Consider the following 11,583-nt stretch of genomic DNA (forward strand, 5'->3'; position numbering starts at 1 on the left):
TTTAATATATAGTAAAAGTAAAATTTAATTTAATAAAATAAAGCTATTTTATCAAAATTCAATATAAATGAATAAAAATTCAGAAAATACACGCAATAAATAAGGATAGTTAATTAAGCGGAAAAAACAATTGAGTTGACAGAGCTAAATTAATAGATTAAAATTACTACAAGATATAAGAGTAATGAATAATAAGTCTTAAAGACTGTGAAAGGAAGAGTAGATATAGTATGTAGTTTCAGCGAGTTGGTGATAGTGAGAGTCCAATACGAAGCCTATATTGAAGAACATCCTGGAGTTGCTAACCGAAATTTTATCATAAATAGTAGGCTTAGCCGGAACCAATCCGTTATCAAGTTGGAATGTACTGAGAGAAATCTCGCTACATTATAAGGAGAACTTGATTTTTTCAAGTTAATCAGGGTGGTACCGCGGAAGAATAACCTTTCGTCCCTATATTTTATATATAGAGACGAGAGGTTTTTTTATATACAAAAAAGGTCATGGCCAGACCTAGCTACAATATTATAATAAAAATAGAAGTAATAAGTAGTAAAAATGTATGACGTCATACTCAAATTATAAAATTAATTATGTAACATAGCTAAAAGAAGGCAAGTTATAAAAAACTAAAATATAAGGAGAGTATAAAATATGTGTTTAATAATACCAGAGCAATATAAAACTAGTTTAGGAGTTATTCAAACTCAACAAGCGATAAAACATCTTAAGGATTTTTTTGAAAATAGATTAGGAGAAACATTAAAACTTACAAGAGTATCATCACCATTATTTGTATTACCTGAAACAGGTACAAATGATGATTTAAATGGAATAGAAAAAGCAGTAAGTTTTCAAGTTCCAGATATGGGGAAAAAAGCTGAAGTTGTTCAATCTTTAGCTAAATGGAAAAGAATGGCTTTAAAGAAATATGGTTTCTCAGTTGGAAGAGGAATATATACAGATATGAATGCTATTAGAAAAGATGAAGAGCTAGATAATATCCATTCTATATATGTAGATCAATGGGACTGGGAACTTATGATAGATAAAAGCGATAGAAATATGGAAACTTTAAAAAATGTAGTTACAAAAATATATAGAGTATTTAAAGAAACAGAAGAACATGTTCATCAAATGTACCCAGAGATAAAAAGAGTTCTTCCAGAAGAAATAACTTTTATAACATCTCAGGAATTATTAGATATGTACCCAGAGTTAACACCAAAGCAAAGAGAAGATAAAATAGTTAGAGATAAAGGTGCTGTATTTTTAATGCAAATAGGAAAAGAACTTACTTGTGGAGACAAACATGATGGAAGAAGCCCAGACTACGATGATTGGGATTTAAATGGAGATATACTTTTCTATAACCCAGTGCTAGACAATGCAATAGAATTATCTTCAATGGGAATAAGAGTAGATGAAGAAAGTTTAGATAGACAATTAAGAGTATCAGGCTGTGATAATAGAAGAAGTTTAGACTATCATAAAGCATTATTAAATGGAGAACTTCCATATACTATAGGTGGAGGGATAGGTCAATCAAGAATATGTATGTACTTTTTAAATAAAGCACATATAGGAGAGGTTCAAGTTGGCATATGGCCGAAAGAAATGGTGAAAAAGTGTAGTGCTGCCGAAGTACACTTACTTTAATTATATAAATTTAATTTAATATATTTATCAAAAAAAGCATATAGGTTATAATAGGTTTTAAGTTAAACTTATGGGGTGATAAATATGAAAAACTTAATGAAAGTAATAGATGCTTTATTAGATGGTTTAAAAAGAGTTTTAGTGAGATTTAGGGAAGCTAAATTGGGGTTGCTTTTTATCATAAATATATTTAAGATACCTGATTTTATAAGCGATAAAAGAGTGAATATAATAAATAAGTTCAGATTAATATTTGCGTTAACTATAGCAATTATATATATAGTATCAGGTATAGATTTTATACCAGAAATAATAGTTGGTATATTTGGATTTATAGATGATATGTTTGTATTGGTTTGGAGCTTAGGAATTGTTAATGAGGAGATAGAAAAATATAAGAAAATAATAAAAAAAAATAAAGATCCTAAAATTATAGAGGATGTAGATTTTCATATAAGAGATTAAAAATAGTAGTGATATTTTATCACTACTATTTTTAATTTAAAATTTAATTTAATTTATTATAATTCGAGTTGATTGGACGATGATTTCAAAAAAATAAAAATTGAAAAAACAAGATTTATAAAATTAAAAATTAAACTAAAAAATAAATACAAGCAAAAAAATGAAGAAAAAACAAAAAAAGGGGGGAAAACGTTGACTAAATGGAAAAAATACCTTATTATAGACTATAGAAAGACAAAAAACAACAAGGGGGGACACTTACATGAAGAAAATAGGATTAGTTCCTAAGTTAATTATGGGTATCATAGCCGGTATATTAATCGGTAGCTTTGCACCAGAATTTATAGTTAAAATTTTAGTAACTGCAAGTACATTGTTCTCAGCTTTCTTAAAATTCGTTATACCATTTATAATAATAGGATTTGTTACAGCTGGTATAGCAGATTTAGCAACAGGAGCTGGAAAATTATTAGGAATAACTACAGGAATTGCATATGGTTCTACTATAGTAGCAGGAACAACAGCATTCTTAGTAGCATCAACAATATTCCCATCTTTCATAGATCCAAGTGTTGCATCGCAAATAGGGGATCCTGAAGCTGGAATGTTATCAGCAATATTCAGTATACCATTAGCACCAATGGTAGACGTAACAGCTGCAATAGTATTTGCATTTATGTTAGGTCTTGGAATATCAGCTTTAAGAAACAATGGTAAAGGTGAAACTTTATATGGAATGGCTTTAGAATTCCAAGAAATAATCACAAAAACTTTATCTACAATAATAATACCATTATTACCAATATATATAGCAGGAACATTTGCTAATATAACTTATGCTGGACAAGTTTGGAGTATATTAAATGTATTCTGGAGAGTTTACTTAATAGTAATACCTCTACACTTGATATACATCACGTTACAATTTGTAGCGGCAGGGACTTTCACTGGAAGAAATCCTTTCAAGATGTTAAAGAACCAAATACCTGGATATTTAACAGCTATAGGTACTCAATCTTCAGCGGCTACTATACCAGTTAACGTTGAATGTGCTAAAAGCAATGGCGTAAGTAGAGAAATAAGAGAATTCTGTGTACCTTTATGTGCAACAATTCACTTATCAGGAAGTATAATATCTGTTACATCATTTGCAGTTGCGGTACTTATGATGAACGGTATGGACCATAGTTTTGCTACTATGATGCCATTCATATTAATGTTAGGTATAGCAATGGTTGCAGCACCAGGAGCACCAGGTGGAGCAATAATGAGTGCACTTCCTTTCTTACCAATGATAGGTATACCATCAGATGGTGGACTTGCAAGTTTAATGATAGCTTTATACTTAACTCAAGATAGTTTCGGAACAGCTGCAAACGTATCTGGAGATAACGCTATAGCAGCGGTTGTTGATCATATAAACAACAAAATATCTAAAAAAGATAATAAGAGAGCTGCTTAATTAATAAGCCAATAAATTTACTTCAAATAATAAAAAACCTTCAAGAAAATTTGATTTTCTTGAAGGTTTTTTTATAGTACATAGGAAATTATATTCATTTTAAAACTGTTGATAAATATAATTTTCGTATAAATTCAACTATTAAGCTTAAAACAGTCGCCAACACGTTTCTCAATCAACAGACCTGATCTTTACAAGGTCGTTTGAGCCACATATTGACAAACCATTTGAGCGACATAAAGTGATTCGTCGACATGTCGCTCAAGAGAAGTCAATTTTTTATTATTTTAGGATATTACGTAAAGAATCTAGTAGAAGTTGATTTTCCTCAGGCTTTAAAATACATACTCTAAAGAAGTATTCATCTAATCCATCAAAAGAAGCACAATCTCTAATTATAATTTTATGAGGAATTAATTTTTCTCTAACTTCTTTAGCAGTTAAACTCTTTGACGTAATTTCACATAATATGAAGTTACCTTGACTATCGAAAACTTTCAGATCATCTAACTTTCTAAGTTCATTAATTAATAAAGTTCTTTGCTCAGTCATTACATTAACAGTATTATTTATAAAATCGTTATCCTTAAACATGATTTCACCCATCAAAGAAGCTAAAATATTTATATTCCATAAATCTAAATTAGAGTTAATACTTTCTTGTACCTTTTTATTAGAAATAAGTCCATACCCGAGTCTAATGCCTGGTGTAGAAAAGAACTTAGAAGTTCCTCTTATAACAAATAAATTATCATAAGTATCAACTAACTTAGTAGATGAAAATTTATTTGAATCAGTAAATTCAATGTAAGTTTCATCTACCATTACAAAAGCACTTGTATTTTTTAATAACATCTCAATTTCACTACATGTAAAAGTAAAACCAGTTGGATTACTAGGGTTACATATAATTATTAATTGATAGTTGTTTTTATTAACATTATTAATAAGTTCATTTATATCAATTATATCAATTTTAAAATCATTTTCTTTCCTAGAATAGTACTTATCGATGTTACACTCAATTTTACTTAATTCTTTTTCATATTCAGAATAAGCAGGAGAAAGTAATAAGGCATTACTAGGATTAATGGTTTTTACAAAAGAAGAAATTAATTCAGTTGCACCACTTCCTAAAATTATATTTTTTTCTAAACAATTACAATAATCTGATATAGATTTTTTTAAATTTATGTAATTAGGATCTGGATATATAGAAACTTGATCTATATTATTTATAACATATTCCTTAGCAAGCTTAGATGCTCCAAATGGATTTATATTAGAACTAAAATCTAAAAACTCATCTTTTGAAAAACCATATTTTTTAGATAAGTCATATAAATTAGCGCCATGATTTACACTCATAAAAAATACCTCCTTAGTTTGTATATTTAAATTATAATACAAATAAAATTTTATGTATAAGAAAAATAGAAAATATTAAATAAAAATAAATATAAGATTCTAAATTATATTGTTAATTTTAATAGTATAGTCACTTTACGGGTAAAATATAATTATAATGTTGTATAGAATTACATATAAACGAATTATTATTAAAAATAAAATAAAAAAATTCTATTATTTTGAGATGTATGATATACTATAATTACAATAATATACGTAAAAATTAGGAGGATTAATATGTTCAAGGTTACAGAAGTAATGATATCTGAAGAACAATTAGCTCAAAAAGTAAGTGAAATAGCTAAGCAAATAGAAAAAGATTTTAAAGGAGAAGAATTATTAGTAGTAGGTATCCTTAAAGGAGCAAGTGTATTTGTTTCTGACTTAATAAGAAAAATAAATTTAGATGTTAATATAGATTTTATGAGTGTTTCTAGTTATGGAAATTCAACTGAAAGTTCAGGAACTGTAAAAATACTAAAAGACTTAGATGTTAATATAGAAGGTAAAAATGTATTAATAGTTGAAGATATAATAGATTCAGGATTAACTTTAAGCAACTTAGTTGCAGCACTTAAAACTAGAAATCCTAAGTCTTTAAAATTATGTACACTATTAGACAAACCTGAAAGAAGAAAAGTTAATATACCAGTTGACTATGTAGGATTTGTTATAGAAGATAAATTTATAGTAGGATACGGAATTGACTGGGCAGAAAAGTATAGAAACTTACCTTATATAGGTGTGGTTGGAGAATAATAATATAATTAAACTTATAAAAGTTAACTTTTAAAGCGCTAATTTTGTGATTGGCGCTTTTTTATATCATGATGATAATGCTATAGATGTTTAATTAAGTATATTATTATTTTATTTGGTAAAATATTTGATTATGTTAAGATAAGTAAAAAGTATTTAGTTTTATTTGAATTATTTAAATTAGAAGACAGATATTAAAAGAGGTGTAATTTTGAAAAAAGTAGTAGTGATAGGAGCGGGAGCAGCGGGTATGATGGCGGCTTCAGTTGCGGCAGATAGAGGATTAGATGTAACTTTAGTTGAAAAAAATCATAGAGTAGGAAGGAAAATTTTAATAACAGGAAAAGGGCGATGCAATATTACCAATGACTGTGAAATTGAAGAATTAATAGAAAATGTACCTACTAATGGGAAATTTTTATATAGTGCATTTTATACATTTACAAATGCAGATGTTATAAACATGTTTAATAAGCTTGGTGTAAAAACAAAAACAGAAAGAGGAAAAAGAGTTTTTCCTGAAAGTGATAAAGCTCACGATATAGCTAATGCACTCGAAAAACAAATAAAAAGTAAAGACGTAAAGCTGATATTAAATGCAAAAGTAGATAAAATAGTATCCAAAAATAATAAAATAGAAAAAATTATTTTAAATACTAAAAAAGAAATAAAATGTGATTCTGTAATAATCGCTACGGGAGGACTTAGCTATCCTCTTACGGGTTCAACAGGAGATGGATATAAGTTTGCAGCATCTCAAGGACATAAGATAACAGATATTAAGCCATCATTAATAGGAATGGAAGTACAAGAAAATTTTGTAGCAGATTTAGAAAAATTAGCGCTTAGAAATATAGCTATTACGGTATATAATAGCAAAAATAAAAAAGTATACGATGATTTTGGAGAACTTGAATTTACTAAATATGGATTAGATGGTCCTGTAATTAAATCAGCTAGCTGTAGAATGAAAGATACTACTAAAGAAAACTATAAAATAGTTATAGATTTAAAACCTGCACTAGATGAAGAAAAATTAGATAAGAGAATACAAAAAGATTTCCAAAAATATACTAATAAAAAGTTTGAGAAAGCATTAGATGATTTATTACCTAAGAAATTAATACCAGTAATAATAAAACTAAGTGAAATAGATTCAGAATTAGTAGTACATCAAATATCTAGAGAGCAAAGAAAGAATTTAGTTCATTTGTTAAAGAACTTAACCTTTACATTAAAAAGATATAGACCAATAGATGAAGCTATAATAACATCTGGAGGAGTAAAAGTAAGTGAAATAAATGCAAGCACAATGGAATCTAAGTTAGTAGAAGGATTATTTTTTGCTGGTGAAGTTATAGACGTTGATGCGTATACAGGAGGATTTAATCTTCAAATAGCATTTTCAACAGGATATTTGGCAGGATATTATTGTTAGGTATTTTTCAAACTTGGTGGTAAAACTTACCTCGGATTTTAAATTGACAAATTCATATAATATTATCAAGTAATAAAATTATATCAGAAAAGAGGTAATCAACAATGTCAAATACTAATAATAAAAAAGCAGTACCAGGAGCAAAAGCAGCTTTAAATCAAATGAAATTAGAGATAGCTAATGAACTTGGTATGTCAAACTATCAACAAGTTGATAAAGGAAACCTTACAGCAAGAGAAAATGGTTACGTAGGTGGATATATGACTAAGAAATTAGTTGAAATGGCAGAACAACAAATGTCAGGAAAGCAACAATAATAGAAGATTAATTAAAGTAAACCTTATAGCTTATAAGCTATAAGGTTTACTTTTTATGAGGATTAAAAACTTTAAGACTTGGATAAAATCCTTATGGATGGATAAAATAAGTAAGAAATATATTACATAAGGAGTGATACGTATGTCTACTGTTAACTTTGAAGAAATAAAAACTAAATTTATAAATGCGGATTTAGATGAAAAGATTCGTATTTACACAACAACAGAAGGATTATCAGTAACTGAATTTAGAGAGTTGCTAAGATATTATCCAATACAACATTTATCAAAATTAGAAAAAGCATTAGGATAATATAAGTTAAACTATAAAATAGTCAGTATTAGATTGTTATAAAAAAAGAAGTCTTTAGACTTCTTTTTTTATAATACATAGGAAATTATATTCATTTTAAAATTATAGATAAATTATAATACCAACTGATAGACTTGAAATAGTTCATCAATATGTTAATCAAGCAACGGATTTGATTTTAAATGTCGTTTGAGCCACGTGTGGGCGAACTATTTGAGCGACATTAGCGAAGCAAATTTTTTATATTAATTTGGATTAGGCCTATGTACGTAGTTGTATATTCTTTCATTTCCTAAATCAATAAATCCTGTACTTATGTACTTTATTATACTTTCCACATCAATAGCTGTTAAATACTCATAAGGTATAGACAAACTATATCCTGTAGAAGAAAGTAAATTTTTAAGTTGAATTTTTTGAGTTATAGTTGGTTTCTCAGGAACCGTCCTATTTTTTGTTTTTTTACTATTTGATAAATTTTCATTTTGCATATGGATTAGTGTTTGTATATAATCAATATACGATAGTCTAAAGTCTTGCTCAGATAAAGTTTTTTCATCTAATATATCGCTAATACATTCGTCAGACAAAATATTTTCTGCAAATTTATCAGCAGTAAGCTTACCTGTTGTAATTCCCTTTTGGTATTTACGGAGAATTTTTTTTGTATAACTATATATTTTACTACGTGTTTCTAAGTCAAGCTGTTCAATCTGCATAAAAAACACTCCTTTTAATATGATTTTAAAAAAAACTGACCTTTTTATTATTGACAAGTATAAAAAATATTATAATTGTAAAAATTACAAATATATGTAAAAGGAGTGATTTAAAATGATAAATGGTATAATTAAGCTATTTTATTCTGAAATAGTAAAGACTAAAATGAAAGGAATGTCATCATCAGGCTACACATTAAGAGATGAATGTAAGGAAATTAGAAATATTACTTTGAAGATAGATAGTATATTTTTAAAATTTATTAAACTAATAATGGCAATGGTTATACTTATATTAGCATTCAATATAAATACTATATTTGGAATAGGAATATTTTTAGTGGAGATAGCTTATATAATATATAAAATCAAGCTAGAACAGCAAATAAGAGAAAGTATAGAAAGTTTTAAAAATAATATTGAATTACCTAAAATAAACATAGATAGTGAAGGAAGCAAGTCAGGATTAAATGTACTTATAATACTTTTAATAATTGGGCTCGTAGCAGGCTTTAATATAGCTATAGTGCTTAGTTTTATGGTAGTTTTTGTATTTACTATAAAAGACATATATAGTAATATTAAATAGATAAATAAAACTAGGGGGAACACTGACATGAGGAATTCTAATAATGATAGTTACAAAATGAAAAATTTAGTAGATATATCCGCTATGGTAACAGAGTCAACAGACTTTTTTAGTATAAAAGATAAAATAGTAGAAAAGATGCTTGAAGTGGTCCATCCAACTAAGGCGTGTGTGAATTTATTTTATAAAAATAATTATCAACATGCCTATTTAGTGTGTTCAAAAACGCTAGAGTATATACCCCAAGTTTTCCCTATGAATAGTCCAAGAGGTGTAAAAATAGATTTTAATGAATATCCTAAATACGTGCATGAAGCTGTGAAAGAAAAAAAGAAAGTATATATAGAAAATGTATTTAATGATGAAAGAGCAGAGCAAGAACGAGAATTAGCTAAAGCAGAAGGATATATAGGTCGGATTGTTTTTCCTTTTATAATAAATAACGTAGTAGTAGGTTTTATGACATGTTTTTTAACTGAAGAAGATTATTTAACAGAACAAGATATAGACTTCATATCTTCAGTATCGTCTTTAATAAGTTTATCAATAGAAATAACTACGAAAAATAATAATACTCAATTATTAATACACAAGTTAAGAGGTGCCATATCATCTATAAACGAAGCTACAAAAAAACTGTATCTTAACAAAAATATAAATGGATTCTTAGAACATTTGAGTAAACAAGCTTGTAATATTACAAATAGTAAGGAAGCTATAATAATTATTAATGAGCAAGAATATAGAAACAGACTATTCAATTGCTATAATAGTGGAGATAAAAAACAAATAAATGTATATCCGATAATAGAAAGTATTGTATCTCAAGATTCTATGGGTTCATATTCTAATAATATAAAAATAAATTGTAAAGATGGAAGTAAGTTAGAAAGTTATATATATTATAAATTAAAAGATAAGAACGAGGTAATTGGTTGTATAGTATGTGCAAATAGCCAAAATTATACTAATGATGATTTAAATATATTAAGTATATTAGCGAAACAAGTTTCAGTAGCTATGCAACTTTATGAATATAATATTGAAGAAGTTAAACATAAAGTTTTAGCAAATGAGCTAAACCTTTTAAATAAACAGCAAAAACTTATAATGGATAAAGGTAAAATGGAGTGTAATGATCAAAAAGAATTAAGTTATTATCATAAACCCGCAAGAGTAGTAGGCGGAGATTTCTACTATGCTATGAGAGTTGATGAAGATAGGATAGTTTATATAGTAGCTGATGTTATGGGTCATGGTATGGTATCTAATTATGTAGTAGCAATAATAAAAGGGGCTTTTAAAGTGCTTTGTCATCAATACAAAACTCCTAGTGAAATAATGACTAATTTAAATAAAATGCTATATGATGAGTTTGATAAAATGGGAGTATTTACTACTTGTTTAATAAGTATGATTAATACAAAATCAAACACAATAACAATATCAAATGCAGGTCATTATAGTCCAATAATTATAAAAAAAGATGGGACATTAGTAAGTGACTTAAATTGTATAAAGGGAATACCAATAGGAATAATGGAAGATGCAGAGTATGTTGACAATACTCAAGAAATAGAAGAATATTCCATGGTATGTATGTACACAGATGGGATATTAGAAATAAAGAATGAATTAAAACAAGAATATGGAATTTCTAAATTAGAAAAATTCTTACAACATAACTTTAGATTTAGTCAACAAAAAATAGTTGAAAATTTAAAATTACAACTAAAAGAATTTGCAGGAAAAAATAACTATGACGATGATATTTTAGTAGTTATGTTAAAAGATAAACAGGGGGGATAAAAGTGAATACAGAGATTTTAATAATAAATGGAAGTCCAAGAAGAAGTAAAAACTGTTTTAAAATGGCAAATGAAATAAATAGTAAATTAACAGAAAATAATATAAGTAGTGAAGTGTTTAATATATACGACATGAATATAGAATATTGCACAGCTTGTGGATTTTGTGATAAAACGGGTTACTGTAGAATAAAAGATGATATGACTCCAATGTATGAAATGTTTGATAAGGTAAAAGGAGTAATCGTAATAAGTCCAGTACATTTTGATTGTGTATCAGCTAAAGTAAAAACAGTTGTAGATAGAACTCAAGCTATTTATGCAAGTAAATACATATTAAACAAACCATCAATAGATAGAAATAAAAAACGTATAGGAATGTATATTGCAGTATGAGGTTCTTTTTCCTATGAAACTCAATTCATGGGTGGGCAAATAGTTATGGACTTCTTCTTTAAGAGCATAAATAATAAATTAATTTACAACCTTCATTTAAATAATACAGATAAAGAAGGATATGAAGATAATATTGAATTTAAAAATATTTTAAATGAAAATTTAGATAATTATATAAAAGATATAAAGAAGCTTGATTAATCAAGCTTCTTTATATCTTTTATATAATTATCTAAATTTTCATTTAA

The 11,583-nt window shown here is 27.0% G+C and carries 13 protein-coding genes and 1 other annotated feature; of the genes, 11 read left to right on the plus strand and 2 right to left on the minus strand.

The window, feature by feature from the left end; genetic code table 11:
- Positions 1-198: 198 nt before the first annotated feature.
- Positions 199-458, plus strand: a binding site (T-box leader).
- A gap of 196 nt (positions 459-654) precedes the next feature.
- The 3 genes from asnA to VLM92_RS00960 all read left to right on the plus strand — a co-directional run bounded on the left by asnA (position 655) and on the right by VLM92_RS00960 (position 3,586).
- Positions 655-1,659: an aspartate--ammonia ligase gene (gene asnA / locus VLM92_RS00950; RefSeq protein WP_325274480.1), complete on the plus strand. Its 1,005-nt coding sequence runs from the start codon at positions 655-657 to the stop codon at positions 1,657-1,659.
- An 84-nt stretch (positions 1,660-1,743) separates the two neighbouring features.
- Positions 1,744-2,124 (plus strand): DUF1232 domain-containing protein, encoded by a 381-nt coding sequence (locus VLM92_RS00955; protein WP_325274481.1) that lies wholly within the window; start codon positions 1,744-1,746, stop codon positions 2,122-2,124.
- Positions 2,125-2,386: 262 nt separating this feature from the next.
- A complete protein-coding gene (locus tag VLM92_RS00960; RefSeq protein ID WP_325274482.1) occupies positions 2,387-3,586 on the plus strand; it encodes a dicarboxylate/amino acid:cation symporter in 1,200 nt (399 codons plus the stop codon).
- A gap of 282 nt (positions 3,587-3,868) precedes the next feature.
- On the opposite strand, the gene VLM92_RS00965 is transcribed toward VLM92_RS00960, so the two are convergent.
- On the minus strand, positions 3,869-4,954 hold the full coding sequence (locus VLM92_RS00965) for a histidinol-phosphate transaminase (RefSeq protein WP_325274483.1): 1,086 nt from the start codon (positions 4,952-4,954) through the stop codon (positions 3,869-3,871).
- 279 nt (positions 4,955-5,233) lie between these two features.
- On the opposite strand from VLM92_RS00965, the gene hpt reads away from it, so the two are divergent.
- From hpt to VLM92_RS00985, 4 genes are all read left to right on the plus strand, one after another.
- On the plus strand, positions 5,234-5,755 hold the full coding sequence (gene hpt, locus VLM92_RS00970) for a hypoxanthine phosphoribosyltransferase (protein ID WP_325274484.1): 522 nt from the start codon (positions 5,234-5,236) through the stop codon (positions 5,753-5,755).
- 211 nt (positions 5,756-5,966) lie between these two features.
- Positions 5,967-7,193: an NAD(P)/FAD-dependent oxidoreductase gene (locus tag VLM92_RS00975; protein ID WP_325274485.1), complete on the plus strand. Its 1,227-nt coding sequence runs from the start codon at positions 5,967-5,969 to the stop codon at positions 7,191-7,193.
- Positions 7,194-7,297: 104 nt separating this feature from the next.
- A complete protein-coding gene (locus VLM92_RS00980; protein WP_325274486.1) occupies positions 7,298-7,510 on the plus strand; it encodes an alpha/beta-type small acid-soluble spore protein in 213 nt (70 codons plus the stop codon).
- 142 nt (positions 7,511-7,652) lie between these two features.
- On the plus strand, positions 7,653-7,823 hold the full coding sequence (locus tag VLM92_RS00985; protein ID WP_325274487.1) for a hypothetical protein: 171 nt from the start codon (positions 7,653-7,655) through the stop codon (positions 7,821-7,823).
- Positions 7,824-8,068: 245 nt separating this feature from the next.
- Here VLM92_RS00985 and VLM92_RS00990 read toward each other — a convergent pair whose 3' ends face one another.
- The gene (locus tag VLM92_RS00990; RefSeq protein WP_325274488.1) at positions 8,069-8,542 is read right to left on the minus strand and encodes a hypothetical protein; all 474 of its coding nucleotides are present in this window, start codon (positions 8,540-8,542) and stop codon (positions 8,069-8,071) included.
- Between the two features lie 115 nt (positions 8,543-8,657).
- Between VLM92_RS00990 and VLM92_RS00995 the strand changes: the two genes are divergently transcribed.
- The 4 genes from VLM92_RS00995 to VLM92_RS01010 are packed head-to-tail and all read left to right on the plus strand — an operon-like array spanning position 8,658 to position 11,536.
- Positions 8,658-9,131, plus strand: coding sequence for a hypothetical protein (locus VLM92_RS00995; RefSeq protein ID WP_325274489.1), 474 nt, complete (start codon positions 8,658-8,660; stop codon positions 9,129-9,131).
- 27 nt (positions 9,132-9,158) lie between these two features.
- The gene (locus VLM92_RS01000) at positions 9,159-10,940 is read left to right on the plus strand and encodes a SpoIIE family protein phosphatase (protein WP_325274490.1); all 1,782 of its coding nucleotides are present in this window, start codon (positions 9,159-9,161) and stop codon (positions 10,938-10,940) included.
- A gap of 2 nt (positions 10,941-10,942) precedes the next feature.
- On the plus strand, positions 10,943-11,335 hold the full coding sequence (locus VLM92_RS01005) for a flavodoxin family protein (protein ID WP_325274491.1): 393 nt from the start codon (positions 10,943-10,945) through the stop codon (positions 11,333-11,335).
- A 27-nt stretch (positions 11,336-11,362) separates the two neighbouring features.
- Positions 11,363-11,536 carry a hypothetical protein gene (locus VLM92_RS01010; protein ID WP_325274492.1) on the plus strand — a complete coding sequence of 58 codons (174 nt, stop codon included), beginning with the start codon at positions 11,363-11,365 and terminating at the stop codon, positions 11,534-11,536.
- Positions 11,537-11,583: the final 47 nt, after the last annotated feature.

The sequence above is a fragment of the Romboutsia sp. genome, assembly GCF_035470145.1.
Classification (GTDB): Bacteria; Bacillota; Clostridia; order Peptostreptococcales; family Peptostreptococcaceae; genus Romboutsia_D.

Coding starts and splice junctions, on each gene's coding strand:
- asnA (WP_325274480.1), top strand. CDS start 655: ATGTGTTTAATAATACCAGAGCAATATAAAACTAGTTTAGGAGTTATT.
- VLM92_RS00955 (WP_325274481.1), top strand. CDS start 1,744: ATGAAAAACTTAATGAAAGTAATAGATGCTTTATTAGATGGTTTAAAA.
- VLM92_RS00960 (WP_325274482.1), top strand. CDS start 2,387: ATGAAGAAAATAGGATTAGTTCCTAAGTTAATTATGGGTATCATAGCC.
- VLM92_RS00965 (WP_325274483.1), bottom strand. CDS start 4,954: ATGAGTGTAAATCATGGCGCTAATTTATATGACTTATCTAAAAAATAT.
- hpt (WP_325274484.1), top strand. CDS start 5,234: ATGTTCAAGGTTACAGAAGTAATGATATCTGAAGAACAATTAGCTCAA.
- VLM92_RS00980 (WP_325274486.1), top strand. CDS start 7,298: ATGTCAAATACTAATAATAAAAAAGCAGTACCAGGAGCAAAAGCAGCT.
- VLM92_RS00985 (WP_325274487.1), top strand. CDS start 7,653: ATGTCTACTGTTAACTTTGAAGAAATAAAAACTAAATTTATAAATGCG.
- VLM92_RS00990 (WP_325274488.1), bottom strand. CDS start 8,542: ATGCAGATTGAACAGCTTGACTTAGAAACACGTAGTAAAATATATAGT.
- VLM92_RS00995 (WP_325274489.1), top strand. CDS start 8,658: ATGATAAATGGTATAATTAAGCTATTTTATTCTGAAATAGTAAAGACT.
- VLM92_RS01000 (WP_325274490.1), top strand. CDS start 9,159: ATGAGGAATTCTAATAATGATAGTTACAAAATGAAAAATTTAGTAGAT.
- VLM92_RS01010 (WP_325274492.1), top strand. CDS start 11,363: ATGGGTGGGCAAATAGTTATGGACTTCTTCTTTAAGAGCATAAATAAT.